The organism is Trinickia dabaoshanensis (assembly GCF_002879885.1).
In the GTDB taxonomy this organism is placed as follows: domain Bacteria; phylum Pseudomonadota; class Gammaproteobacteria; order Burkholderiales; family Burkholderiaceae; genus Trinickia; species Trinickia dabaoshanensis.
The window spans coordinates 50,943-76,606 of the sequence record NZ_PNYA01000019.1 but is presented as its reverse complement, the minus strand read 5'-3'; the positions used below and the strand labels follow the sequence as shown (position 1 = coordinate 76,606).

General features: G+C 65.0%; 27 protein-coding genes. 8 read left to right on the top strand and 19 right to left on the bottom strand.

Features of this window, described 5'->3' with window-relative positions:
* Window positions 1–62 precede the first annotated feature (62 nt).
* From C0Z18_RS20285 to C0Z18_RS20225, 13 genes are all read right to left on the bottom strand, one after another.
* Window positions 63–1,109, bottom strand: a complete 1,047-nt coding sequence (locus C0Z18_RS20285) for a TadG family pilus assembly protein (protein ID WP_102647223.1) — start codon at window positions 1,107–1,109, stop codon at window positions 63–65.
* Window positions 1,102–1,530 carry a TadE/TadG family type IV pilus assembly protein gene (locus C0Z18_RS20280; RefSeq protein WP_102647222.1) on the bottom strand — a complete coding sequence of 143 codons (429 nt, stop codon included), beginning with the start codon at window positions 1,528–1,530 and terminating at the stop codon, window positions 1,102–1,104. The genes C0Z18_RS20285 and C0Z18_RS20280 overlap by 8 nt, the downstream gene beginning before the upstream one ends.
* Window positions 1,527–2,396, bottom strand: a complete 870-nt coding sequence (locus C0Z18_RS20275; RefSeq protein WP_102647221.1) for a tetratricopeptide repeat protein — start codon at window positions 2,394–2,396, stop codon at window positions 1,527–1,529. The genes C0Z18_RS20280 and C0Z18_RS20275 overlap by 4 nt, the downstream gene beginning before the upstream one ends.
* 36 nt (window positions 2,397–2,432) lie before the next feature.
* Window positions 2,433–3,362 carry a type II secretion system F family protein gene (locus C0Z18_RS20270; RefSeq protein ID WP_102647220.1) on the bottom strand — a complete coding sequence of 310 codons (930 nt, stop codon included), beginning with the start codon at window positions 3,360–3,362 and terminating at the stop codon, window positions 2,433–2,435.
* The gene (locus tag C0Z18_RS20265; protein ID WP_102647219.1) at window positions 3,359–4,345 is read right to left on the bottom strand and encodes a type II secretion system F family protein; all 987 of its coding nucleotides are present in this window, start codon (window positions 4,343–4,345) and stop codon (window positions 3,359–3,361) included. The genes C0Z18_RS20270 and C0Z18_RS20265 overlap by 4 nt, the downstream gene beginning before the upstream one ends.
* Complete coding sequence (locus C0Z18_RS20260; RefSeq protein ID WP_233217404.1) at window positions 4,342–5,841, bottom strand: CpaF family protein; 1,500 nt, start codon at window positions 5,839–5,841, stop codon at window positions 4,342–4,344. The genes C0Z18_RS20265 and C0Z18_RS20260 overlap by 4 nt, the downstream gene beginning before the upstream one ends.
* Window positions 5,841–7,067 (bottom strand): AAA family ATPase, encoded by a 1,227-nt coding sequence (locus C0Z18_RS20255; RefSeq protein WP_102647218.1) that lies wholly within the window; start codon window positions 7,065–7,067, stop codon window positions 5,841–5,843. The genes C0Z18_RS20260 and C0Z18_RS20255 overlap by 1 nt, the downstream gene beginning before the upstream one ends.
* Window positions 7,068–7,099: 32 nt before the next feature.
* The gene (locus C0Z18_RS20250) at window positions 7,100–7,504 is read right to left on the bottom strand and encodes a CpaD family pilus assembly lipoprotein (protein ID WP_102647217.1); all 405 of its coding nucleotides are present in this window, start codon (window positions 7,502–7,504) and stop codon (window positions 7,100–7,102) included.
* Between the two features lie 12 nt (window positions 7,505–7,516).
* Window positions 7,517–8,890, bottom strand: a complete 1,374-nt coding sequence (locus C0Z18_RS20245) for a type II and III secretion system protein family protein (RefSeq protein WP_233217403.1) — start codon at window positions 8,888–8,890, stop codon at window positions 7,517–7,519.
* 60 nt (window positions 8,891–8,950) lie between these two features.
* A complete protein-coding gene (cpaB, locus tag C0Z18_RS20240; RefSeq protein WP_102647215.1) occupies window positions 8,951–9,976 on the bottom strand; it encodes a Flp pilus assembly protein CpaB in 1,026 nt (341 codons plus the stop codon).
* Window positions 9,977–9,991: 15 nt separating this feature from the next.
* A complete protein-coding gene (locus tag C0Z18_RS20235) occupies window positions 9,992–10,528 on the bottom strand; it encodes an A24 family peptidase (RefSeq protein WP_102647214.1) in 537 nt (178 codons plus the stop codon).
* An 86-nt stretch (window positions 10,529–10,614) separates the two neighbouring features.
* Entirely contained in the window at window positions 10,615–10,806 is a 192-nt protein-coding gene (locus tag C0Z18_RS20230; protein ID WP_102647213.1) for a Flp family type IVb pilin, read from the bottom strand.
* A 343-nt stretch (window positions 10,807–11,149) separates the two neighbouring features.
* Complete coding sequence (locus C0Z18_RS20225) at window positions 11,150–12,556, bottom strand: nucleobase:cation symporter-2 family protein (protein ID WP_102647212.1); 1,407 nt, start codon at window positions 12,554–12,556, stop codon at window positions 11,150–11,152.
* Window positions 12,557–12,804: 248 nt separating this feature from the next.
* Between C0Z18_RS20225 and fghA the strand changes: the two genes are divergently transcribed.
* A complete protein-coding gene (gene fghA / locus C0Z18_RS20220; protein ID WP_102647211.1) occupies window positions 12,805–13,650 on the top strand; it encodes an S-formylglutathione hydrolase in 846 nt (281 codons plus the stop codon).
* Between the two features lie 115 nt (window positions 13,651–13,765).
* Window positions 13,766–14,521: a YoaK family protein gene (locus C0Z18_RS20215; RefSeq protein WP_102647210.1), complete on the top strand. Its 756-nt coding sequence runs from the start codon at window positions 13,766–13,768 to the stop codon at window positions 14,519–14,521.
* Between the two features lie 9 nt (window positions 14,522–14,530).
* On the opposite strand, the gene C0Z18_RS20210 is transcribed toward C0Z18_RS20215, so the two are convergent.
* Entirely contained in the window at window positions 14,531–14,917 is a 387-nt protein-coding gene (locus C0Z18_RS20210; RefSeq protein WP_102647209.1) for a type II toxin-antitoxin system VapC family toxin, read from the bottom strand.
* A complete protein-coding gene (locus C0Z18_RS20205; RefSeq protein WP_102647208.1) occupies window positions 14,914–15,162 on the bottom strand; it encodes a type II toxin-antitoxin system Phd/YefM family antitoxin in 249 nt (82 codons plus the stop codon). The genes C0Z18_RS20210 and C0Z18_RS20205 overlap by 4 nt, the downstream gene beginning before the upstream one ends.
* Window positions 15,163–15,474: 312 nt before the next feature.
* Here C0Z18_RS20205 and C0Z18_RS20200 point away from each other — a divergent pair, with 312 nt between their 5' ends.
* From C0Z18_RS20200 to C0Z18_RS20180, 5 genes are all read left to right on the top strand, one after another.
* Window positions 15,475–16,806 carry an ABC transporter substrate-binding protein gene (locus tag C0Z18_RS20200; protein ID WP_102647207.1) on the top strand — a complete coding sequence of 444 codons (1,332 nt, stop codon included), beginning with the start codon at window positions 15,475–15,477 and terminating at the stop codon, window positions 16,804–16,806.
* Window positions 16,807–16,922: 116 nt separating this feature from the next.
* A complete protein-coding gene (locus tag C0Z18_RS20195) occupies window positions 16,923–17,858 on the top strand; it encodes a carbohydrate ABC transporter permease (RefSeq protein ID WP_102647206.1) in 936 nt (311 codons plus the stop codon).
* Window positions 17,855–18,709: a carbohydrate ABC transporter permease gene (locus tag C0Z18_RS20190; RefSeq protein WP_102647205.1), complete on the top strand. Its 855-nt coding sequence runs from the start codon at window positions 17,855–17,857 to the stop codon at window positions 18,707–18,709. The genes C0Z18_RS20195 and C0Z18_RS20190 overlap by 4 nt, the downstream gene beginning before the upstream one ends.
* Window positions 18,706–19,470: an HAD family hydrolase gene (locus C0Z18_RS20185; protein WP_233217402.1), complete on the top strand. Its 765-nt coding sequence runs from the start codon at window positions 18,706–18,708 to the stop codon at window positions 19,468–19,470. The genes C0Z18_RS20190 and C0Z18_RS20185 overlap by 4 nt, the downstream gene beginning before the upstream one ends.
* Window positions 19,458–20,615: an ABC transporter ATP-binding protein gene (locus tag C0Z18_RS20180; RefSeq protein ID WP_102647204.1), complete on the top strand. Its 1,158-nt coding sequence runs from the start codon at window positions 19,458–19,460 to the stop codon at window positions 20,613–20,615. The genes C0Z18_RS20185 and C0Z18_RS20180 overlap by 13 nt, the downstream gene beginning before the upstream one ends.
* Here C0Z18_RS20180 and C0Z18_RS20175 read toward each other — a convergent pair.
* Window positions 20,590–20,808, bottom strand: coding sequence for a hypothetical protein (locus tag C0Z18_RS20175; RefSeq protein WP_102647203.1), 219 nt, complete (start codon window positions 20,806–20,808; stop codon window positions 20,590–20,592). The two genes, C0Z18_RS20180 and C0Z18_RS20175, sit on opposite strands and share 26 nt — an antisense overlap.
* Window positions 20,809–21,026: 218 nt before the next feature.
* Here C0Z18_RS20175 and C0Z18_RS20170 point away from each other — a divergent pair, with 218 nt between their 5' ends.
* Window positions 21,027–21,473 (top strand): SRPBCC family protein, encoded by a 447-nt coding sequence (locus C0Z18_RS20170; RefSeq protein ID WP_102647202.1) that lies wholly within the window; start codon window positions 21,027–21,029, stop codon window positions 21,471–21,473.
* 44 nt (window positions 21,474–21,517) lie between these two features.
* Here C0Z18_RS20170 and C0Z18_RS20165 read toward each other — a convergent pair whose 3' ends face one another.
* The 3 genes from C0Z18_RS20165 to dalD form a co-directional block, all read right to left on the bottom strand.
* Window positions 21,518–22,516 (bottom strand): sugar-binding transcriptional regulator, encoded by a 999-nt coding sequence (locus tag C0Z18_RS20165; RefSeq protein ID WP_102647201.1) that lies wholly within the window; start codon window positions 22,514–22,516, stop codon window positions 21,518–21,520.
* A gap of 40 nt (window positions 22,517–22,556) precedes the next feature.
* Window positions 22,557–24,038 carry a xylulokinase gene (gene xylB / locus C0Z18_RS20160; RefSeq protein WP_102647290.1) on the bottom strand — a complete coding sequence of 494 codons (1,482 nt, stop codon included), beginning with the start codon at window positions 24,036–24,038 and terminating at the stop codon, window positions 22,557–22,559.
* 94 nt (window positions 24,039–24,132) lie between these two features.
* Entirely contained in the window at window positions 24,133–25,533 is a 1,401-nt protein-coding gene (gene dalD / locus C0Z18_RS20155) for a D-arabinitol 4-dehydrogenase (RefSeq protein ID WP_102647200.1), read from the bottom strand.
* Window positions 25,534–25,664: the final 131 nt, after the last annotated feature.

Sequence of the window (25,664 nt, the reverse complement as noted above, 5' to 3'; positions counted from 1 at the left end):
CCCCCGAAGCGTACCGCGTTTTGCCGGCGCGGCTCCAGCAGGAAGCGAGAACCGCCGCAGTTCTACAGCGCTAGCCTCGGCGCGACATAGGCGCCGTAGTCGGGACCGATGCCCCACGATTGCACGGGAATCCGATAGCCGCCCACGAAATGCCCTTGGATGTATTTGCTGCTGCCGCCGTAGGAACCGTCGACGTAAAAGGCCGCGAAGGCCACCACCGGCACGTAGCTATGCGAGTCGATCTGCTCGACGACAGGCACGACGATCGTCGCGCCGGTCGGCACGCTGCTATAGATCGTCGTCTTGACGCCGGGCTCGATCCAGATGTTGTCGCCGATCGAAATCGGCGAAGGGTTGCCGGAATCGATGAGGCCGCGCACGGTCGGCACGTCGTTCGCGTTGATCAGAAACGACGTCCATTGTCCCGCCTCGCAACTCGACCCGTACAGTTGCCCGTTGCCGATTTGAAACTCGTACGGTTGACCCGTGCTCGGATCGATCGTCGGCTCGTTCGTCGTCGAGTCCCAATATTGGTTGAGCACGCATTGGTCGATGACCATCGGAAAGAGCCCGCCCGAATCGACGGTCGAGGGGGCCGCGGCAACCGCCACGGCGGTTGCGCTCGCCGGCGTGCTCAATAGATCGAGAAAGCCGCCCAGCAGCAGTGCAACCGCGCCGCCGTTTTGACTCGTGCTGCGCGTGACCGTGACTTGGACGGCAGGCACGTCGTACAGCCCGGGCGTGATCGTCTGCGCTTCGAGCGTCGAGGGCGTACCCGTCAAATTCCAAAACCCCGTTTGCACGGTGCCCGCGTGCAGCGTGGCGCCGTCGGACGCATTCAACGAGACAGCCGTGCTCGTCTCGCTCGCGGCGCCGGCCCAGTCGGGCCCGCTACTGCCATCGATTAGTTTCGATGCGCCTGCGAGCGCGGCGGCATCGGCCGCGTTTTGCAGTTCGTTGCGCACGGTCGCGACGCGCGGCAAGTCGACGGCAAACGCGCCGAACGTCAGCAAGATCGCGGCCGTGAGGATGAACCAAAGCGGCACCGAGCCCCGTTGTGCGCCGCGCCGGGCGAGGCGATGCGAGCGATGCCGCGCGGGCTTACTCATAGTTCATGACCGTCGTGGCGGTGACGGTCACTGGGCCTGTCAACGAACTGAGCGCTGAACCCAGTACGAGGCCGTCGTATGTGTAGGTGACCGTCACCTTGATTGGACTGCCGGGCGCGGTGCCCGCCGATTGATCGACGTTGACGGTCGGTGTCGTGGCGGTACCGCCCGTCACGAGATTGTTTTGGGCATAGGCGAGGGCCACGTTTGATACCTCGCTCGCGCTCAGTTGCGGCACGCGTACGACGACGCCCGCGCGCGCCGCCTCGCGGCTCGCGTTCGTGATGACGGCCTTGTCGCAAAGCAATAGGCTCGTATCGACGATACCGAACAGCACCGTCATCAAGAACGGAAACACGAGCACGAATTCGAGCGCGGCGACGCCGCGTTCGTCGGTGGTCAGGCGGGCCGGGCGGTTCATTCGAGCGTACCTACGCGCGCGATCGGCTGCGGCGTCACCGCGCGAACGGCCGCCTCGTCGCCGCTCGGGGTCGTCCAACGCTCACGCAGTTTTTGATAGAAGAGCAAGTTGTCTTCGGCGGAGGCAGCCGGCATGTCGGCGGTCAAGATGCTTTTGGCTGCTTGGCCGTTGCCGAGCACGCCGTACGCGAGGGCGAGATTCTCGCGCGCTTGCACGGGCGCATCGGGTAATCCCGCTATATCGAGCAAGACGTTCGCGCCTTCGCGTGCACGGCGATCGAGGATCAGCGAGAGCCCGAGGTCGGTCTTCAGCCCCTGCACTTCGGGATGGCGAGCGAGCGCCGCGCGATAGACGGCCTGCGCCTCGCCGTGCTTGCCTTGCAAGTCGAGCGTGGCGCCGAGACCTTCGGCCGCGGCCGCGCTGTCGGGGTACCGAGCGACGAGACGGCGATAGCGGGCGCTAGCATCGTCGAGCCGGCGCTCGCGCAGTGCGACGCGCGCAAGGCCTAGCTGCGCGCGAGGATCGTCGGGCGCGCTCGCCGCCGCGCGCGCGTACAGCATGCCGGCGCGCGCGAGCTCGCCGGTCTGATAGATCGCATCGGCAAGTCCGAGCTCGGCTTGGCGCGAGGTAGGATCGGCCTTCAGCGCCTTTTCGAAGAGCGATATCGCCAATTGCGTGTCGCCGCTCTCCAGCGCGCTTTCGGCGATGCGCAGATCCGTGCTTTGATCGACGCCGCGGGTGGCGAGAACGGGGCGTGTCTCGATGCGCGGACTGCTCGCGCATCCAACCAGCGCGCAAGCGATGAGTGTGCCGAGCACGAGCGCGCTCAACGAGCGGCGCGGCGCCGGCAAGGGGATCGAGTACATGTTACCTCCCACGGTTCTAACGATCTTCAGGTGTGGCTAGTGCTGATGAAACACCGCGATCAATCGAATGATGGCGGGCCCCGCCGCGATCAACGCGACGGTGGGCATGATGAAAAGCATCATCGGCAGTGTCATCTTCGGCGCGAGCTTCGCGGCTTTTTCTTCCAATGCGACGATTTGCATGGCGCGTTCCGTGCGCGAGAGCATGCGCAGCGATTGCGTGATGGGCGTGCCGTACTGTTGCGATTGCACGAGCGTGGTGACGAGCGCGCGCATGGACGTCAAGCCGATGCGCGCGGCCATCGCGTTCAGCGCACGCGCGCTGTCGCCGCCGATTTGCAACTCGTCGGCGGTGAGCGAAAACTCGTCCGCGAGCGCTGGGCAGATCGTGCTCAATTCGCTGGCGACTCGTTTGATCGCGACGACGAGGCTGTTGCCCGCGTTCGTGCAAATCACGAGCAGATCGAGTGCGTCGGGCAGCGCCCCGGCGATCGCGCGCTGCCGGCGCTTGATCGCCGTGTCGAGCGCAAGCTCCGGTAGCATCATGCCGACGACGAACGCCGCCGCCATCATCAAGAGGCGCAGCACGAAGTAGCCGCCGATGCGCGGAATGTGCGGCGCGAGCACGATCGCACCCAACGCGAGACACGCACCGCACACGAGCTTCAGGCCTGCGAGGATCGAGACGGCGCGGGCATCGCGAAAACCCGCGCTGGCTAAACGCGCCGCGAGCTTGCCGCGCTCGGCCGCATCGAGAATCGGCATGCGCTCGCCGAGCGTCGCCACGCGATGGGCGAGCTGCTGAGGCATGTTGCGCCCCGGTGCGGCGCTCGCGCGCGCCACACCGTGCCGCATGCGCTGTGCGATGCGCGAGCGCACGCTCGTGCCGCGCAGCACGAGCACCAGCGTGACCACGGCGAGCAGGGCCACGAGCCACAGGTTCATCCAAACGTCCGTCAGCTTCATCGCGAGGTATCCAAGTTGGCGATCTTGCGGATCAGCACGAGTCCGATCGTGAGCAGTACCGCGGCCAGCGTGAGCATCTTGTGCCCGGCACGCGTGGTGAACAGCAACGAAACGTACGGCCGGTTGACGATATAAAGAAACCCCATGATGAAGAACGGCACGCCCGAAATGATCTTGCTCGAGATGCGTCCTTCGGCCGTCAGCGCCTTCGTCTTCGCGCGTATGTCGCGCCGGCTGCGCACGATCGTGGCGAGGTTTTCCAAAGTCTCGGCGAGGTTGCCGCCCGTTTCGCGTTGCAACACGAGACACACGGCGAAAAACGAGAAGTCGGCCAATTGCAGCCGCTGCGCGGCCTGCTCGAGCACTTCCTTGACGTCGGCCCCCACGAGCAACGCATCGCCCATCGTGCGAAACGTCGAGCGCACGGGCTCTTCGCTCTCCACACCGGCCGTGCAAATCGCCTGCACGGCGGGGATGCCCGCTCGCACGGCGCGGATGATGAGATCGAGCGCGTCGGGGAACACGGCTAAGAAGCGCTGCTTGAAGCGGGCGATGATGACGAGGTATACCGAGCGCACGGCGATGAGGGCGGCCACGATGCTCGCACACAAGCGCATCCACAGCGGCAAGGCCGCGAGGGACGCCGCCCCGAACGCGATGGCGCTCGCGAGCAACGCGACGACGACGATCGCGCGCACGCCCGCGCGCCCAGCCAGCGTTTCGATGCGCTGGCGCTTCGCGCGCAGCCACGCTTGGATCGCGAGTTCGTCTTCCGAATGGCGCTCGAGGCTCACGAGTTGATGCGACGGCTTCGCGCTTGGCGACGTCCGGTTCGTGGCATGTGCCTCGCGTAGGGCACCCATGCGGTGTGCGATGCGCGGCGCGGGCCGGCGCCGCAGCATTTCGCGCAGCGAACGCGCGATCAATCCCAAGATGACGATCGCGAAGAATGCGCCGGCGGCGACGACATCCGCGGGTCTCACGATTGCATCGCTCCGATCAATTGTTCTTCGAGGCCGTAGTACGCTGCGCGCTGCGCGAACGCCGGGCGCAGCGACGACGATTCGAACGCGCCGCGCACCTGCTCCTCGTAGCCGCTCGCGTTGAACCGAAAGGCGAATAGATCCTGGGTGATGACGATGTCGCCTTCCATGCCCGAGATTTCGGTCACGCGCGTGACGCGGCGCATCCCATCGCGCATGCGTTCGATTTGCAAGATCATGTGCACGGCGCTCGCGATCTGGCGGCGGATGGAGATCAGCGGCAGGTTGCCGTTGGCCATCATGACCATGCTTTCGAGCCGCGTGATCGCATCGCGCGGGGTGTTCGCGTGGATCGTCGTCATCGACCCGTCGTGGCCCGTATTCATCGCCTGCAAGACGTCGAACGCTTCGGTGCCGCGCGTCTCGCCCAGGATGATGCGGTCGGGACGCATCCGCAGCGCATTGCGCACGAGGTCGCGCTGCGAGATGCCGCCGAGTCCTTCACTATTTTCAGGGCGCGTTTCCAAGCTGACGACGTGAGGCTGCTGCAATTGCAGTTCGGCTGCGTCTTCGATCGTCACGATGCGCTCGTGCGGGTCGATGAAGTTCGACAGCGCGTTGAGCAGCGTCGTTTTGCCCGACCCTGTGCCGCCCGAGATCACGATGTTCAGGCGGCAGGCGCTCGCGATGCGCAGCACTTCCACCATCGCGGGCGAGATGTTGCCCTGCTGCGCCATACGCGCGAGCGTGATGTTGCGCTTGGCGAACTTGCGGATCGAAATCGACGCGCCGCGCAGGGCGATCGGCGGCAACACGACGTTCACGCGGCTGCCGTCGGCGAGGCGGGCGTCCACGAGTGGGCTGCTCTCGTCCACACGCCTGCCGACGGCAGCCGCGATGCGCTGCGCGACGTTGACGACGTGTGCGTTGTCGCGAAACTTCAGCGGCGTCAGTTCGAGCCGGCCGGCTCGCTCGACGTACACCTGGTCGGGACCGTTGACGAGAATGTCGGTGACCTTTTCGTCGGCGAGCAGCGGCTCGATCGGACCGACGCCGAACATGTCGTTGAGCATCTCGTCCACCACGAGCGCTTGCTCCGCGAGCGTGATCGTCAAGCGTTCCCGTGCGATCGTTTCCGTGGCGATCTGCTCGATGCCTTCGCGTACTTGCGCGCGCGACATCATCAGTGCGGCCGACATGTTCATCGAGGCGAACACGGCGGTGCGAATCGTCTTGAACGTATCGGAGCGGATCAATGCTTCGTGACGGTCGGCGGGCAGGGACGGTACCGGCTGCGCTGCGCGCGCTTCTTGCGGCGCAGCGGCGAGCGGTATGGGCGCACTCGTGTCCCGCTGCCGAGCGACCGCGGCCACGGGCGCGGCTTCGGCCACGCGTTCTTCCACGCGCGCGTCGATGTGCTTGCTCTCGGCCTGCGCTTGAACCGCAACGCTTTGCGGCGACGCGATTTCCGATGGATGGCTCCGGCGTCCGAACATCACGCGGCACTCCGCTTCGGCACCAACCGCGCGTACCAAGGCACGCGCGCCGCGACGGCCGGCGCATCCGAGCCGGTGATGGAGTCGGCGAGCGCCACCACGGCGCGCTGGAAGCCGGAGTGCTTGCCCTCGGCAATGGCCTCGCCGAGATTTTCCGCGAGGGCGAGCGTCTGCGGCTCGTAGGGAAACTCGTGCACCGACGCGCGGCCGAGCGCGTGAACGAAATCGGCCGGCGCCACGCGTCCCCGAACGGGCTGCTGCGCATTGTTCAGCAACACCGAGACGGCGGCGTTCGCCGGTCGCCCTTCGGCGAAACGGCATAGCCGCGCGGTTTCGCGCGCGGCATGCACGGAGCGGTCGGATACGACGTGAATCGTCTCGCAGGCGTCGAGCGTTTCCTCCACCCATGCGCCGGCCCGCTGCGGCAAATCGAGCACCACGTAATGGAAATGGCGTTTGAGCGCCGCGACGAGTTCGCCGACGGTGCCCGGGCGCAGCGTGAGCGGCTGGTCGTAGGGCAACTCGGCGCCGAGTACGAACAGACGATCGCTTTGCGCCACGACGGTTTGATGAATGAGCTGATGGTCGAGCCGCTGCGTGTTTTGCAGCAATTCGGCGAGACCGTTGTTCATCGCGATGCCGAGCATCGAGGCCGCCGCGCCTCCGTGCAGATCCAGATCGACGTAGGCGATACGGCGGCGCGTCTTGTCGGCGAGATGGCGTGCGAGCGCGGAGGCGATCGTCGTGACGCCCACGCCGCCGCGGGCGCCGATGAAACCGATCGCTTTGCCGGCCCGCACCGAGGTGGCGGGATCGGCGGCGCTCAATGCGCGTTGTACGAGCTCGACGGTGAGCGGCTTGACGAGATAGTCCTGCACGCCCATGCGCAGCAACGAGCGGAACAAGCCCACGTCGTTGCGATCGCCCACGACGACGACGCTGACCGACGGATCGACGACCTCGGCGAGCCGCATGAGATCCGATACAGGCATGGCCGAGCCCGAGACATCGACGAGCAAATGCCGTGGCGAATGGGGCAGGCCGCGCATGAGTTCGATCGCATCGGCGATCGTGCCGCGCGTGACATAAGCGTTGGCGATGCCCTGATCGAGCATCAGATTCTTAGCGACTTCCTCGCTGCTCGCATCGGCCAGGACGGCGATGATGCGATCGGTCGCGAGCGGCTGCGCGCGGCGGGTGTTGGAGCGGAAATCGAAGGCACCCATGGCGTGGCGTCCTTAGTGGTTCTCGGTGAAACTCAATGGGTGACCGAGCGCGTCGTCGAGGTCGAGCGCAGCGGCTGCGTGCGGCCTTCCTCATACGCGCGCACGGCACTGGCGCCGAGCGCCGCATCGGCGCCGGCATAAGGAAGCGGGGCGACGAGATCGGCGGGTCTGACGAGCATGGCGGCCAGATTCGAATAGGTGGCACAGCCGAATTCGACGCCGGGGCGGCCTCGACCCGCATCGATCATGTGCGACGGCTGATTGAGCCGTTCGCATTGCGGGGGAATGGCTTGGCCGCCGTTCGCCGCGCTAAAACCGATGACGGAGTCGTCGGGCATGCCGAGCGGCGGATGTTGCGACATGCAGCCCGAGAGCGCCATGCCGAGCGTTGCGGCGAGCGCCGCGCAGACGATTCGTGGAACTGAGCGATTGCGCATGACGTTCTCCGTTCAATAGACGAAGCCGGCGGCGCCGACGAGCCGCGGCGCATCGCCGCTGAGCGGATCGAGACCGAGCGAGCGCTGCAGCGCGAATTCGACGTCGCTGCTCGGATGGGTGACGCTATCGAGTGCGTCGTGCGTTTGGCCCGGGCCGACCGGCTGCACGATGTAAGGCGTCACGATGACGACGACTTCCGACTTGTTGTTGAGATAGTTCTTCGACGAGAACAATTTGCCGAGCACGGGCAGACGGCTCAGGCCCGGCAACTCGGACAGCACATCGCTGCTGTTGCTTTGCAGCAGGCCGCCGATCGCGAAGCTCTGGCCGCTCGAGAGCTCGACGGTCGTCTCCACGCGCCGCACCGTGAGGGCGGGCACCTTGATGGAGCCGGTCGTGACGCTGTTGCTCGGATCGATTTCGCTGACCTCGGGCCGCACCTTGAGACTAATGCGGTTGTTCGCGAGTACCGTCGGCGTGAAATCGAGCGAGACGCCGTAAGGCTTGAATTCGATCGTGATCGCGCCGGTCGTGTCTTGCGCGACTGGGATCGGAAACTCGCCGCCGGCGAGGAAGCTCGCGGTTTGACCGGACATCGCCGTGAGGTTGGGCTCGGCCAGCATCGTGATCAACCCTTCCTGATCGAGCGCCTCGAGCACGCCGTCGATCGCGGTGGCGCCCACGCGAAAGCCGCCGAGGATGGAAAAGGCGCTCGTGGCCGGCAAGGTGAACAGCTTCGAGGTGGGAGTGAGCGTCGTATTGCCGCCGTTGAACAGGCCCCCGACGAAGTTGCCGCGCGAGCCGAGCGCGCTCCAGTTGATGCCGAGCTGCTGCGTGATGTTGCGATCCACTTCGGTGATGCGTACGCGCAGGTGCACTTGAATCGGTTGCGCCAACGTGAGCCGATTGACGAGCGCTTCCTCGCCATGCAGATAGGGTTTCAACGTTTGCGCGACGGCGTCGGCATCGGCGGCGCTCGGCACATGCCCGCTCACCATCAACGAACCGGGCGCGCTCGTGACCGTGAGCCGCCATTGCGGGAAGCGCGCGTCGAGCAGCCGCTGGATCGCGGCGGTATCCATCGAGACGTCGATGGTCTTGCGAAGTATCGGGCGGTTGTCGGCGCCGAGCGCGAACAGCGTCGTCGTGCCGGCCTTCTTGCCGAGGACGAACACGCTGCGCGCGTTCGGCACATGCACGTCGGCTACGTCGGGATCGGCCACGAACACGGCCACCGCCGGCGCCGGAAGTTGGACGAGTTCGCCGCCGCCCGCGGGCACGTGAAGGATGCCGTCGGCAGTGCCGGCTGCGTGCGCGAGCGATGCCGAGAGCGCGAGCCAGGAGGCCGCGCAGGCGAGCATGGCGACGAGCGCTAAGGAGCGCATCGATGCGCCGCGACGAAGGCGCGATGGGGAGCGAGTGAGACCGAACATCGTTGACGAATCCTAAGCTGCGGGATGAGCGCTCGGCGCTGGGGGCGGCATCGAGCCGGGCGAGGCGGGCGGCGTGCCGGAGGGCAGCGGCGGCATGAGGCCGGCGCCGCCGCCCGGCAGACCCGAGAAATCGCTGCCGCCCGAGTCGCTTTGCTTCGATCCGCGATAGACCACGACGGGGCGCGCGCTCGAACTCATATGCGATGCGACCCCGCGAGGTGCGCTCGGCGCAGCCGCGGCCATCGCGCGCAAGCCGCGCGAAACGTCGCGGGCCCAGACCGGTGCCGATTGCGGCTCGATGACGTCCTCGGTCTGCGGTTCGTGGCGGTCGCGCGTCGCGAAGCTGCGCAGCGCAAGCGAGAGCGACCCGAGATGAGCCGCCACCGTCACGACCTCGGCGCTGCGCGGCGTGACTTCGAACGTGACGGTGCGTGCGCGGGTGTTGGCCGCGCTCTTTTGCGTATCGTCGTCCTTCGGGCGCTTGAACGCCGAACCGACCGCCAGTACGCGCACGCGTTCGGCGACCGTCTCCGTCTCGACCGTGCGGTCCGGGTTGCTCGGCGCGCCGGATGCGGTCGCGATTTGCTGGGTCAACAGCACGTCGACGTAATCGCCCGGTTCGATGAGGCCCGCATTGCCCGACACATCGTCGATCGCAACCGAGATCGCGCGCATGCCGGGCTTGAGCGCCGCGGCGAGAAAGCCGGGCGAACTCGGAGAAATGACGTCGGCCTGGCCGAGCGGTGTGCCCGCATGCACCGCATGGCGCAGCAGATCGCCTTTGAGGTCAGCGCCGGCGGGTTGCCCTTCGACGAGTGCGCCGGCCGGGACATCCGCGCGCGGGACGCTCTTCCAGACGAGGTCGCTGTCGCGCAACAGCAGACCGTCGGGCAGATCGGCCGCGGCGGCCCGAATCTGCACCGTCGGCGCCGGTTTGGGCGGAGCCGGACGCGAGGCGGCGACGTACAGCGCGCGCAACACCACCGCGCCGATTGCGGCGACGATGATGAGGCCGGCGAGTTTAAGAATGTTTTGCATGACGACGGCGTTCCGTTATGTGAGCCGCACAGAGATCGAAAGCGACCAGGCCGCAATGTGCGGCGGCGATACGACGTGGGCATGCACGAGTGGCAGCCATACCGCCGCCACGCCGCCTACGGCGAGCGCAACACCGTACGGCACGCCGCGTGCGGGGGCGAGCCATCCAAGGGTGGGGGCGCGAGCGCGATTGCGCTGCATCCGGCCGATGGCCATCTGCGCCAGGCCGAGCATCAATCCGATCAACGAAACGACGAAAAAGACGGTCGTCGCGAAAGCGGGGCCGCTCCAAAGAAACACGGCGCCGAACAGCTTGGCGTCGCCGCCGCCAAGCCATCCGAAATGAAATAGGACACAAGCGAGCACGAACGCCGCGAGGCCCATCGCAACATGGGTTTCGAGGCCGAGGCGATTCACCCCGGCGATCCACGCTTGGGCGAAATAGAGGACCGCGAATGCCGCGACGATCGCGTTGGGTAACCGCCGCCGGGTTAAGTCGGAGACAGCTAACGTGGCCAAGAGCGCGCAAGCGAGAGCATGGACCGAGAACATATTGGTGTGCCTTTCGATCTACTAACGCCAGCGCCGGCGGGACGACTCGTTCGGCGGCACCGCCGAACGAGTTCAGCCGCCACTCATCAATGACCGTTCGTCTGAACGCTCGTCACGTGCGTGATCATGTTGCTGAACAGCGCCGGCAGACCCGTGGCGCCGCCGAAGATCAAACCGGCCGCGGCAACGGCCACGACTACGATGCCGGCCAAAACTGAATATTCCAGCGCGCTGACGCCGCGCTCGTCGCGCGAAAGGAACCGTAGAAAACGCAACATTATTAGGACTCCTTAATAAGAGACGAAGGGTCAGAGTGGACCACTTTCGCAACGGGGGTGGGAAACGCAGGCTCCCGAATTTGTTTACGGCAATCGTTTGCGCGGGTTTAGGCTCGTTCGTAGGAGACGTGAATTTTCGGCGTCCAAACGAATCGTATGAATTAATAGATGGCGATCGAGGAACGACCTTCGACCCTTTTAGGATAAGGGCCTCGCGCGTGTGCGCCGCCGCGCGGCGGCAATCGTATGACTAGAATCGTTAGGTGTAAACGATAGTCAGTTCTGCTAACTAAAGAAGCGCGAAGACCGCCGCGATATGACGGCGGCCTTAAGCGATCTTCAGTTAATGCAGGTCGACGGCACGCCGCTCGAGTCGCGTCGGCGCATGATCGTCGTTCCGCTCCACGTACAAGCTTTCCGTTTCGCTTTCATTTTCCTGCGCGCTTGCGGTCGAGACCCCGTTGAACACGACGTTGAGCAGGACGGCCGATGCGGAGGCCAGCAAGATCCCGCTGTGCAGCAGCGGCGAGAGCGCATGCGGCAATCGTCCGAAGAACGTCGGCGAGACGACGGGCACGAGCCCCAGGCCGACGCTGACGGCGACGATGAACAGATTGTGCGGGTTCGTCGAAAAATCGACGCGCGACAACGCCTTGATGCCGTTCGCGGCCACCATCCCGAACATGACGATGCCCGCGCCGCCGAGTACGAACGGCGGCACCGAGGCGACGACCTGAGCCATCTTCGGGAAGAGCCCCAGTACGACGAGGATCAGGCCGCCCGTTGCGCAGACGAAACGGCTCTTCACGCCGGTCACGCCGATGAGCCCGACGTTTTGCGAGAAGGACGTGTGGGGGAACGAATTGAAGATGCCGCCCACGAGCGTGCCGAGCCCATCCACGCGCAAGCCGCGCACGAGCGTCGCGCGATCGACCGGACGGCCGACCATATCGCCCACGGCCAGAAACATTCCGGTCGATTCGATGAACGTTACGAACATGACCGTGACCATCGTGGCGATGGCGAGCGGATCGAAATGCGGCAGTCCGAAATGAAATGGAGCGACGATACCGACCCAAGGTGCCGCGCGCACGCCGTCGAACGAAACGTGACCCGTGACGGCCGCGATCGCGAATCCCGCGACGATGCCGATCAGCACGGAAATGTTGGCGATGAAGCCGCGGCAGAACTTATTGATGAGCAAGATCGCGGCGAGCACGAGCAGCGATAAACCGAGAAAGAGGGGATCGCCGTAGTCGGGATTGCCCACGCCGCCCGCGGCCCAGTTAATGCCCACTTCCATCAGCGAAAGACCGATGACCGAGATGACGGTGCCGACGACGACCGTCGGAAAAAAGCGCAATAAGCGCCCGATCATCGGCGCGAGCACGATACCGATGGCGCCCGCCGCGATGGTCGAGCCGAAGATATCGAGGATACCCAGTTGCGGGTTCGTGCCGATGGCGACCATCGGTCCGACGGCGGCGAACGTGCAGCCCATGATGACCGGCAGGCGGATACCGAAGATCCACAGCCCGAGCGTTTGGATCAGCGTGGCGATGCCGCACGAGAACAAGTCGGCGCTGATGAGGAAGGCGATTTGATCTTTCGGCAGCTTCAACGCGCCGCCGACGATGAGGGGCACGGCCACCGCGCCGGCGTACATGACCAAAACGTGCTGAATGCCAAGCGTAAGCAGCCGTCCGAACGGCAACTGCTCGTCGCACGGATGAACCGTGTTCGATTGCATGTGTCTCGCTCCATAGTCTCTTTGTATTGGGTGGCTCAACAGTAGGCGGATGGCGGTGGGGGCACAAGACGCCACGACCTATTCCATCCTTTTCCGGGCCGATATGGGCGACGCCCTCCCGAGCCACTGGCGGCGGCGCCGGACGGGGCGTCGCGCCCGTGCCTGCCTGGTCGAGCGCGCAGCGCGCCACGTGGCCGTTATGATGTGTATCGCGCAAGCGATATGACCCATCGAACCGGAGACGCCCGATGCTCGAATCGATCGAGACCCACCTCGCCCACGGCGGCACGCAAAGCATCTATCGCCACGAATCGAAGACGATCGGACTGCCGATGCGCTTCTCGGTCTATCTGCCGCCGCATGCGCAGCACGCCCGTGTTCCCGCGCTCTTTTACCTTGCGGGGCTGACGGCGACGGAAGAGACGTTTCCGATCAAAGCAGGCGCCCAGCGCTTCGCCGCGAAGCACGGTATCGCGCTGGTGTCCCCCGATACGAGCCCGCGCGGAGCGAATATCGCGGGTGAGACCGACGATTGGGATTTCGGGGCCGGCGCGGGCTTTTACGTCGATGCCACGCGCGAGCCTTGGTCGCGTCACTACCGGATGTACTCATACGTGCGGGACGAGCTGCGCGAGACGGTGATTTCGCAACTCCCTATCGACGGTGCGCGGCTCGGCATATTCGGCCATTCGATGGGTGGGCATGGCGCGCTCGTTCTGGCGCTGCGCAACCCCGATATCTATCGCTCGGTCTCCGCCTTTGCGCCGATCGCGGCGCCTACGCGATGCCCTTGGGGCAAGAAGGCGTTCACGGGCTATTTGGGGGACGACCCGAAGGCATGGACCCAATACGATGCGAGCGAACTCGTGAAGGGTGCGCAGCAGCCGCGCTTTCCGGCAGGCATTCTGGTCGATCAAGGGCTGGCCGATAAATTTCGGATCGAACAATTGCACCCCGACGTCTTCGAGCGCGCGTGCCTCGAGGCAGGCCAACCGTTGACGATGCGTCGGCATGAAGGGTACGACCACGGCTACTACTTCATCGAAACCTTCATCGAGGATCACATCGCCCATCACGCACGGGCTTTGATCTAGCGTAAGGGGGCGGCCGGCGGTCGTGGTACGATCGAACGAGCGTGCGCAAAGGCGGCTTGCGGAGTAAGCGGTCTACCGACAGGTTGCGCGCGCGCCCTGCTGCGAGTGAGCCGATATGCCTATCCATTACCTTCGCGCGTTCACCAATCCCGAGCGCACGGACGAAGCCAATCGGCGCCTCGGGCGTTCGCTCGCATTCGTCGCCGGCGCCGCCAATGCCGGCGGCTTTCTGGCTGTGGGCCAATACACGTCGCATATGTCCGGGATCGTTTCCTCGATGGCCGATTATCTGGCCCTCGGCGAACTCGGCCTCGCGGCCGGAGGACTGGCCTCGCTCGTGTCGTTCTTGTGCGGCGCCGCCACGTCGGCGGTCATGATCAATTGGGGGAAGCGGCATTCGCGACGCAGTTTGTATGCGATGCCGTTGATGCTCGAGGCAGCGTTGCTTCTCGTCTTCGGCTTTCTCGGCTCGAACCTCAAGGACCATCGCTTGCTGTTCGTGCCGGCCACGGTTGCGCTGCTGTGCTTCGTGATGGGCCTGCAAAACGCGATGATCACGAAGATCTCGAAGGCGGAGATTCGTACGACTCACGTGACGGGGCTCGTCACCGACATCGGTATCGAGCTCGGCAAACTGTTCTATTGGAACGGGCTGGCCGGCGATGCGATGCGGGGGACGCACTTCGTTCGAGCCGACCGTCAGCGCCTGGCGCTGCTCGCGTCGCTGCTAGCGTCGTTCTTTTGCGGCGGCCTGGCGGGCGCGATCGGATTCAAACACATGGGCTTCGTTTCCACCGTGCCGCTTGCCACCGTATTGGTGGCCCTTGCCGCCGTTCCGCTCGTGGACGACATGCTGGGCGAGCGCTTCTGACCTCATCGTTCAAATCTGCTTCACCAGCCCGGCGTATTGCGCGACCAGCGGATCGGCCGTGACGAGCGGAACGCCCTCGGACGACGACTGCGCGATCAGCATGCGATCGAACGGATCGCGGTGCAATGCCTCAAGCCCTTTGAGCGCGAGCACGTGGCGGTGGGTGACGGGCAGTTCGAGATAGCCGTTGTCGACGAGCGCGCGGCGCAGCAGCCGGGGATCGACGCGGAAATCGTCTCGCCCCAAATCGCTTTTGATCGTCACCTCCCACAGACTCGCCGCGCTGAAGAGCAGCGTGTTCTCTTCGTCCTCGATGAGGGCGCGTGCCGAACTCGAGAGCCGCTCCGGCTGAGCGGCCGCCCACAGCAGCACATGGGTATCGAGCAATAGCTTCACGTATCGGCACCCCCGAACAGGTGTTCGATGTCGCCGGCTGCCATGCGGTCGAAGTCTTCCGGGACGGCGATTTCTCCCGCCAGAAATCCGAGCCGACGGCGTTGCGCCCCGCTGGGCGCATCGAGCGGGACGACCTTCACGAGCGGCTTGCCCGCTTTTGCGATGATGAACGCTTCGCCGAGCGCGGCCCGATCGACGAGCCGCGACAGGTGCGTTTTTGCTTCGTGGATGTTCACGATTTCCATAGGGCGTTGTTGAGGTGGACTAAGTTTCGTTAGTTTAGCTCAAACCCGCAATACGCCGAACGGCCAACGCACTCTTTCGCAGCGCACCATCGAAAATCCCGGGGCCGCCTTGACAGGCCCCCACGTGTATCCGATCATTCGACCACGGAATGAACAATTGCTCTATCGACGGGCGATCGCTCGGCGAAGGACGCGAAACCGCATGAGCGGACAAGGCGCCGCGCCGGCCGGCTGAGCTGAGTACGAACCGTGCTTCTCCCCGAAGCGCACGTGCATTTCCACCACAACGTACAAGACTGAAGGAGACAAGTGATGCAACGCAATGCTCGATTCACACGGCGCGCGCTCGCCGCGGGCGCCCTGGCGCTCGGCGCGGTGGCGGCGCTGCCTGTGTCCGCCGCGACGATCACGGTCGCGGTGGTGAACAATCCCGACATGATCGAGATGAAGAAGCTGTCGTCGGACTTCGAAAAGAGCAATCCGACGATCAAGCTGAACTGGGTCGTGTTGGAGGAGAACGTGCTGCGTCAGCGCGCGACGACCGACATCACCACGAAGAGCGGCCAATTCGACGTCATGATGATCGGCGCATATGAAGCGCCGCAGTGGGGCAAGCGCGGCTGGCTCACGCCGATGACTGGGCTGCCCGCCAGCTACGACGAGAACGACGTCATCAAGACGGTTCGCGACAGCCTTTCCTACAACGGCACGCTCTACGCGCTGCCGTTCTACGCGGAAAGCTCGATGACCTTTTACCGCAAGGATCTATTCGCGGCGAAGGGGCTGACGATGCCGCCGAAGCCGACCTACGACCAGATCGCGCAATTCGCGGACAAGCTGACCGACAAAGCGAACGGCACCTACGGCATCTGCTTGCGCGGCAAGGCGGGCTGGGGCGAGAACATGGCGTACCTCACGACGGTCGTCAATACGTTCGGCGGCCGCTGGTTCGACGAGAAGTGGCATGCTCAGCTCACGTCGCCGGAATGGAAGAAGGCCGTCACCTTCTACGTCGACCTGTTGAAGAAAGACGGCCCCCCGGGTGCGAGCTCGAACGGCTTCAACGAAAACCTGACGCTGATGTCCTCGGGCAAGTGCGCGATGTGGATCGACGCGACGGTCGCGGCCGGCATGCTCTATAACAAGAGTCAGTCGCAGGTGGCCGATAAGATCGGTTTCGCGGCGGCGCCGACCGAAGTCACGCCGAACGGTTCGCACTGGCTGTGGGCTTGGTCGCTGGCTATTCCGAAGACCTCGAAGCAGCAGGACGATGCCAAGAAGTTCGTGGAATGGGCCACGAGCAAGGACTACATCAAGCTCGTCGCGAAGGACGAGGGCTGGGCCTCGGTGCCGCCGGGCACGCGCGAATCGACGTATAACACGCCGGCCTATGTCCAGGCCGCGCCGTTCGGCGAGTTCGTGCTGAACGCGATCCGCACGGCCGATCCGAATCACCCGACGGCCAAGCCGGTTCCTTACACGGGTGTGCAGTTCGTCGGCATCCCCGAGTTCCAATCGTTCGGAACCGTGGTCGGCCAAAGCATTTCGGGTGCGCTCGCCGGTCAAATGACGGTGGATCAGGCCCTCGCGGCAGGCAATGCCACCGCGGATCGCGCGGTGCGCGAAGCCGGCTACCAGAAGTGACGTAAGCCGGCAGGCGGTGCGCCCGCGCGCATCGCCCGCCAGCGGGCCGTCCCTCGCGGCCCGTTCTCGACGCCGTTCCGCGCGGACGGCGTCAGACCGAACAGGAGTCCGAAACAATGGGACATCTTCATATGCCGCTCTCGCACGCCGCGGAGCAAGGCGCGCTGCCCACGCCCGAGCGGCGAGCGGGCTCGACGCGATTGCTCGCCGCCCCCTCGGTTGCCGTGCTCGTCTTGTGGATGACGATACCGCTCGCCATGACGATCTGGTATTCGTTCTCGCGCTACAACCTGCTCAATCCCGACGCCAAGGGTTTCGCGGGACTCGATAACTATCGCTATCTCGTCACCGATCCGTCGTTTCTGCCGTCGATCTTCCATACGCTGGAACTGATCGGCTCCGTGCTCGTCATTACGGTCGTCGGCGGCATCCTGATGGCGGTACTGTTCGACCGCAAGTTTCCCGGCCAAGGCATCGCGCGGCTGCTCGCGATCGGCCCGTTCTTCGTCATGCCCACGGTCAGCGCGCTGATCTGGAAGAACATGATGCTGCACCCCGTGTACGGCGTCGTGGCTGCCGTGATGCGTTGGTTCGGCATGCAGCCCATCGACTGGTTTTCCACCTATCCGCTGTTCGCCATCGTCGTCATCGTTGCTTGGCAGTGGCTGCCGTTCGCTTTCCTCATTTTGTTCACGGCGATTCAATCGCTCGACGAGGAGCAAAAGGAAGCGGCGCGCATCGACGGCGCAGGACCGCTCGCGATGTTCTTCTACATCACGCTGCCGCATTTGCGTCGCGCGATTTCCGTCGTCGTAATGATGGAGACGATCTTCTTGCTGTCGATCTTCGCCGAGATCTACACGACGACTTCGGGCGGACCGGGCAATGCGACGACGATCCTCTCGTACCTCATCTATGCGCTCGGGTTGCAACAGTTCGACGTCGGTCTCGCATCCGCCGGCGGCATTCTCGCCGTCGTGCTCGCGAACATCGTCGCGTTCTTCCTCGTGCGCATGCTCGCGAAGAATCTGAAAGGGGAGTACGAAGCATGAGCCATCCGACCGTACCGGCGCCGCGCGCGCCGCTGCCCGGGCTCGACGCCGTCAAGCGCGCCTTGCCCGCGGTGCTTGCTTGGCTGATCGCGCTCGCGCTGTTCTTTCCGATCTTCTGGATGACGATCACGGCGTTCAAGACTGAGCGCGACGCGTACTCGATGGCGCTGATTTTCACGCCGACGCTCGATAGCTTCCGCGAAGTGTTCGCGCGCAGCGATTACTTCCTGTTCGCGCGCAACTCGGTGCTGATATCGGCCGGTGTGACGATACTGTGCCTGCTGCTGGCCGTGCCCGCCGCCTACGCGATGGCGTTCTTTCCTTCGCGCCGCACGCAAAGCCTGCTGCTGTGGATGCTCTCGACGAAGATGATGCCGTCGGTGGGCGTGCTCGTGCCGATCTATTTGTTGTGGAAGAACGTGGGCTTGCTCGATACGGTGTCGGGTCTCGTCATCGTCTACACGCTGATGAACCTGCCGATCGCCGTTTGGATGGCCTTCACCTACTTCAACGAGATTCCGCGCGACATCCTGGAAGCCGGCCGGATCGACGGCGCGGCGACCTGGCAGGAGATCGTCTACCTCTTGATGCCGATGGCGCTGCCGGGGCTCGCTTCCACGGCGCTGTTGCTCGTGATCCTGTCTTGGAACGAAGCGTTCTGGAGCATCAATTTGTCGAGTTCGAACGCGGCGCCGCTGACCGTGTTCATTGCCTCGTACTCGAGCCCCGAGGGATTGTTCTGGGCGAAGCTGTCGGCGGCGTCGCTGCTCGCCGTCGCGCCGATTCTGATCGTGGGCTGGCTGTCGCAAAAGCAGCTCGTGCGCGGTCTCACGTTCGGGGCCGTCAAATGACGGCATCCACGATCGGGGCAAACGAGATGCGGCGCGACCGCGTGCTGATCTGCGATTGCGACGGCGTGCTGATCGACAGCGAGGCCGTGGCCGCCAAGATGCTCGTCAGCGAGCTGCAGGCGCGTTGGCCGCATGCCGACGTGGAACCGGTCGTCATGCCGCTGCTCGGCCTGCGCATCGAGCGCGTGCTCGAAGAGAGCGCCGCAGCGCTGAACGAAACACTCGCACCGGTGGAAATGGATGCGATACGGCGCAGCGTCGAAGCGGCGGCGCAGCAAGCGCCCATGATGGCGGGCGTCGAGGCGGCGCTCGCGCAGATCGCGCTGACCAAGGCGTGCGCGAGCAACAGCTACACGGCATATGTCGCCGCGGTGCTCGCGCGCACCGGGCTGGACCGCTTCTTCGGTTCGCGCGTGTTTTGCGCGGATCGCGTGCCGAGGCCTAAGCCCGCGCCCGACATCTACATCGCGGCGGCGGATGCGCTCGGTGTGCCGAGCGTTGCGTGCGTCGTCGTGGAAGACAGTGTGGCGGGCGTCGCGGCCGCGACCGCGGCGGGCATGGCCGTACTCGGTTTCGCGGGCGGCACGCATGCCGAGCACGGCGGCCGCGCCCACGCCGAAGCGCTCGTCCAAGCGGGTGCCAAACAAATATTCGACGACATGCGTGCGTTGCCCGCGCTCGTCGACCAATGGATGACCGATGCCGCCGCAACGGCGCGCACGGCGATGAATGGGAAAGGAGACGCATCATGGCAAGCTTGACGCTGCGTGGCATTGCGAAGCGGTATGAGGAGCATGAGGTTTTGCGCAACGTGAACCTCGATATCGCGGACGGCGAATTCGTGGTTTTCGTCGGGCCGAGCGGATGCGGTAAGTCGACCTTGCTGCGCATGATCGCGGGGCTCGAGGCGATCAGCGGCGGCGAGTTGCTGATCGATGCCGCGCGCGTGAACGACGTGCCGCCGGCCAAGCGCGGTATCGCGATGGTGTTTCAGTCGTACGCGCTTTACCCCCATATGTCGTTGTACGACAACATGGCGTTCGGCCTGAAGTTGGCCGGTGCGAAGAAACCCGAGATCGACGAAGCCGTGCGCAACGCGGCGAAGATCTTGCACATCGACCATTTGCTCGACCGCAAGCCGAAGCAGCTTTCGGGCGGCCAGCGTCAGCGCGTGGCGATCGGGCGGGCGATCACGCGCAAGCCGAAGGTGTTTTTGTTCGACGAGCCGCTCTCGAACCTCGATGCGGCACTGCGCGTGAAAATGCGCCTCGAATTCGCGCGCCTGCACGACGAGTTGAAGACGACGATGATCTACGTCACGCACGATCAGGTCGAAGCCATGACGCTCGCCGATAAGATCGTCGTGATGTCGGCCGGCAACGTCGAGCAAGTGGGTAGCCCCAATCGTCTGTACCATGCGCCGGCCAATCGGTTCGTCGCGGGGTTCATCGGCTCGCCGAAGATGAATTTCCTGGACGGTGTCGTCGAGCAGGTGGACGGCGAAGGCGTCCTCGTGCGCTACGCCTCCGGGGAGACGCAGCGCGTGGCGATCGAGACGCGTGGCGTGTCCTCGTCGGGGGCGCGCGCGCTCGAGCGCGGTGCGCGTGTGACGGTCGGCATTCGGCCCGAGCACCTGCACACGCAGCCGGTCGCATCGGCAGGCGGTGCGCCCGCGAATGGCGTGCTTGCGCATACGACCACGGTCGAGTCGCTCGGTGACGCCGCGTACCTTTATGCGGAAGCGCAGGTGGCTCCGGAGGGTTTGATCGCTCGCATCGCACCGCTCGAGCGGCACCAGCGCGGCGATGCGCTGCTGCTCGGCGCCGATCCGGAGCATTGCCACCTGTTCGACGAGCAGGGGCAGGCTTACGACCGGAAGATCATCGAGGTGTTGTCGGCCGCTTGAACATGATGGCGAGGTGGCGCGCCGCGGCCGGCGCGCCATCGGTCCGCTCGCCGTGTGCACCATGTTCCGACGGCGCATGTAACTTCGCGCGCGAGAAAAACTCGTTGCCAAGCCTCGGGACGTCGTTCGTATCGATTTCCTCGTCTTTGAGCTTGTCCAAGCGGTTCCAATCCGTTTCTGACACTTCGCTCATCTCTTTGGGGCTCGCATTTTGTTGCCTCGCGGGCCAACACTATCCGGAAGATCCACACTATGCGGGTCGAATCGCCCGCGCTGGCCGGTCGACGATTTAACCGGACTGGGGGAATGCGTTCGCCGTGAACGCGCAAGTTGGCCCGCGCATGTCGATTTCACGGATGCTCATTCGTCGTCTAGGATCGGAGGGGCCGTCCCTTCGCTTTGGAGATGCTTATGTCGACGAATACCGTGCGCCTACACCGTGTTTTGCGTTCCACCCCCGAGCGCGTGTACCGCGCATTTCTCGATGCGGCGGCGCTGGCGAAATGGCTGCCGCCGAACGGCTTCACGGGCACCGTTCATCACCTGCAAGCCGAGGTTGGCGGGACCTACAAGATGTCGTTTTCCAATTTCACGACGGGCGATGGGCACGCGTTCGGCGGGAAATATCTCGAACTCGTGCCGAACGAGCGGATTCGCTATACGGGCAAGTTCGACGATCCGAACTTGCCGGGCGAAATGCAGACTACCGTTTCGCTCGCGCAAACGCCTTTCGGCACGGAGCTGAACGTCGTCCAGGAGGGGATACCGGAAGTCATTCCGGCGCAAGCGTGCTACCTCGGATGGCAGGAATCGCTCGCGTTGCTGAAACTGCTCGTGGAAGCCGAAATCCAGCAGTGAAATTTCCGCCGCGCGGCGAGCATCAAGCGAATATCACGCAGATATCAAGCGGGCATTTGCGCGCCGCGAGCCTTCGCGCGCTTCGCCGTGCGCTCGTCGGCCTCGAGCGCCGCGCGTGCGCAAGCTTCATCGGTCACGAGCCCCGACAACCAGCCGCCCTTGAGCACGGCCAGCACGGCGCCGTGCTTGCGCGCGCCTCCGGCGAAGCCGATCGTCGGCCGCTTGGGCGGCGAATCGAGCGGCACGCTCGTGACGCGCCGGCCCGTGGCCGACTGGACGCCCTTGCCGTCCGCATCGATCGGCAGTCCTAACATCTCGGCCACGGCGCCGCGCTTCGTGAGATCCGCCACTTCGTCGGCGGTGATAAAGCCGTCCACATGCAACGGGCATTTCGGCCCGATGTCGCCGATCCCGACGAATGCTACATCGGCTTGCGCCGTCAACGATTCGACGATGCGGTAGAGCCGGTGATTGACCCACTGCGCGCGCTCGGCCTCGCTGTCGGCGATGAGCGGCGCCGGAAGCAGAAAATGCTTGCCGCCCGTCTTCTCCGAGATATGCAGCGCGACGTCGTACCGGTTCGACGAGCCGTCTTGTGCGATCGCGCCCACCATCGAGACCAGCCGATGCTGCGGCCGGTCGATCTGCCCGAGTTGATCGACGGCCGCCTTCAGCGTCCGCCCGCTGCTCACCGAGATGATCATCGGCTTTTCTTCGCTCAGATAGCGTTCCATCACCTGAGCGCTCGCGACGGCGAGCTTGCGGTCGATGGCGTCGGGCGTGTCGTCGTCGACGGGAACGACCTCGCACATCGAAAGCCCATAACGGTTTTTCAACGCTTCGGCGAGCGAGAGGCAATCGGCAAGCCGGTGCTCGATGCGCACGCGCACGAGATTTTTCTCGACCGCGAACGCAACGAGCCGCTGAGCCACCGGCCGCGAAACCTGCAGCTTCTCCGCGATCTCGTTTTGCGTGTTCCCCGCGACGTAGTAGAGCCACGCGGCGCGCGTGGCCAGGTCGAGCTTTTCGTTGACTTTTGACACGGTGATAGACCCGATGCGGGTGAAGCTACAAAAAATTGCGTTAAGCGAGTCTTGCGCGCGAGGGCTCGAACAACGGCCGCACGTGGCGGTACAGCTCGCGGTATGCGCCGAGGCGCTCCCGCAATTGTGCATGACGCTCGGCGGTCGGTGTGAACTGCGCGACCACCGGCGGTTTGGCGAGCACCTGCCGCGGGTCGCCGCCGGCCGCGAGCCAACCCAGGCGGGCGGCTCCGAGCGCGGCACCGGTTTCGCCGCCGCCGTGTTGACGAGTGGGCGTGGCAAGCGCGTCGGCCAGCAACTGAGCCCAAAACGCGCTGCGCGCGCCGCCGCCGAGCAGCGATAGCGCGCTCGGCGCGGTACCGGCCGCCGCCAGCGCGTCCAGGCCGTCGGTCAGTGCCAGCGTGACGCCTTCGAGCACGGCATAGCCGAGCAAGGCCCGATCGGTCGCGTGCGTCATGCCGAAGAACACGCCTTGAGCGTAGGGGTCGTTGTGCGGCGTCCGCTCGCCCGATAGATACGGCAGAAAGATCGGCGCCGATTCGAGCGCCTCGGGCGCGAGGGCGGCCGCTTCCCCGACGAGCGTGGGCTCGTCGGTGCCGGTCAGCTTGCAGACCCAGCGCAGGCAACTGGCCGCTGACAGCACGACGCTCATCTGATGCCAGCGTTCGGGAATCGCATGACAGAATGCGTGCACGGCCGACGCCGGATTCGGCGAAAAGCGGTCGCCCACCACGCAGAGCACCCCGGACGTACCGAGGGAAACGAAGCCGTCGCCGGGCTCGGTCGCGCCGATGCCGATCGCGCTCGTCGCGTTGTCGCCGCCGCCCGCCGCTACGACGACTTCCCCGCTCAAACCCCATTCGCGCGCGATGTCGGCGCGCAGCACACCCGAGGGCGCGCTGCCTTCGGCGAGTCGCGGCATTTGAGAGCGGTTCATGTCGCACGCGTTCAACAGCGAGTCGGACCAGTCGCGGCGAGCGACGTCGAGCCACAGCGTGCCGGCGGCGTCGGAAGGATCGGAGACCTTCTCGCCCGTCATGCGCAAGCGCAGATAGTCTTTCGGCAACAAGACGCAGGCGGTGCGGCGGAACACGTCCGGCTCATGGCGGGCAACCCACAGCAGCTTGGGTGCCGTAAAACCCGGCATCGCCAAGTTGCCGGCGACCGTATGCAAATCGGGCGCGCGGCGCGTGAGTTCGTCGCATTCCTCGACGCTGCGCATGTCGTTCCACAAGATGGCCGGACGCAAAACGCGATCGGCGGCATCGAGAAGCACGGCGCCGTGCATCTGACCTGAGAGACCGATACCGCGTACCTGCGCGAAAGCATCGGGACAGACCGCGCGTAGTTTGGCGATGGCCTCGCAGGTCCCGCGCCACCAGTCGGCCGGGTCTTGCTCGGCCCAGCGGGGATGCGGGCGGGACACGTGAAACGGCGAACCCGCGGTGGCGAGCACGCGCGCGTCGGCGGACAGCAACAAGACTTTTACTTCGGACGTGCCTAGGTCGATGCCGAGGTACATGGCGGACGGCCCCTTGATCGATACGATCGGTGACGGAGTCGGAAAACGCGAATGCGCTACTTTAACCGCGCGGTGCGGCTTGCGCCAAGGCGCATCAACGCGCCGGCGCGCCCCGCGAGGCGAGCCACGCATCGACGCGTTCGAGCGCGGCTTGAATCACCCGCTCGAGCCGGGCGTCGTCCGCCAAGCTGCCCCACAGCGCGCGCGACGCGCAAAAGCGCGCGAGCGGCTCGGGCGTGTCGAACCACGCGCGCACCGCGGCTTCATCGAGCAAACCGTCCTGGTACGCATAGGGCAGCGCGCCTTTGTGCCATTGGTCGAGGAAGCGGAAGAACAGCGCCGGCAAGATCGCGGTGGCGTTCGGCTGCGCGTTGCGCGAAAAGCTTTCGACGAGCGTCGGGGCGATAAACCCCGGGATTTTCGAAAAACCGTCCGCCGCGACGCGTTGGTTCGTATCTTGGATGTAGGGATTGCTGAAACGATCGAGCACGACGTCGCGATAGCGCGCCAGGTCGAGCGGGCTCGGCGTCAAACAAGGGATGACGTCTTGTGTGACGTACTCGTGGGCGAAACGGCGCACGTCCGGATCGAGCGTTCCCTCGTGGATGTAGGTATGGCCGACGAGCGTGCCGGCCCAGGCGATGCAGCTATGGCTCGCGTTCAGAATGCGGATTTTCGCTTCTTCGTACGGCATGACCGAGTCGACCAGTTCGGCCCCCGCACGCTCCCACGCCGGACGTCCTGCTTTGAAGCGATCTTCGATCACCCATTGAATGAACGCCTCGCCCATGACGGGGCAGCTATCCGGAACGCCCGTCGCCTCGAGCACGCGTGCGCGCACGTCGTCCGTCGGCCGCGGCGTGATGCGATCGACCATCGAGTTCGGGCAGGTGGTGTTCGCCTCGAACCACGCTTCGAGCGCCGTTTCGCCGCGTGCGGCCAGGAAGGCGCGCATGCCCGCTTCGAAGCGCTCGCCGTTGCTGCGCAGGTTGTCGCAGCTTTGCAGCGTGACGGGACCCGCGCCGCTCGCGCGCCGTGCCTCGAGAATCGCGGCCAGCGCGCCGTAAATCGTGGTGCGAGCGCCGCCCAAATCGGCGGCCAAATCCGGGTTCGCCGTATCGAGCCGATCATGCTCGTCGAGGTAGTAGCCGCCCTCGGTCACCGTAAACGAAATGATCTTGCAAGCAGGATCGGCGCCGGCCTCGACGATCGGCGCGAGCGTGGACGTCCACGGCAACACGCGCGTGATCGAGCGGATCGTCTCGTAGGCACGCTCGCCCTGCGGCGTGACGGTCTCGAGCGTATAGACGCCGCGCTGTTTGGCCAGCGCCTCGAGCGTCTCGTTCATATCGGCGCGAATGTTGCCGACGGTCAGCGACCAAGGCGCCTCGTTCGGTGCGGTGGCGGCGGATAGCCGATGCAGATACCACGCTTGGTGGGCGCGATGAAACGAGCCCACGCCCAGATGCAAGATCACGTTCGAGCCGTTGTGCATCGTTTGTCTCCTTTGTGAGCGCGAATACGGTCGCCAATGCAGGCTCGCGCCCCAGCAATGTTGAGTGCGGCGGGCCGACCGCCGCCTAAAAATGGATCTTTTGATCTCTGACTGAGCGAATGATCGGTTTG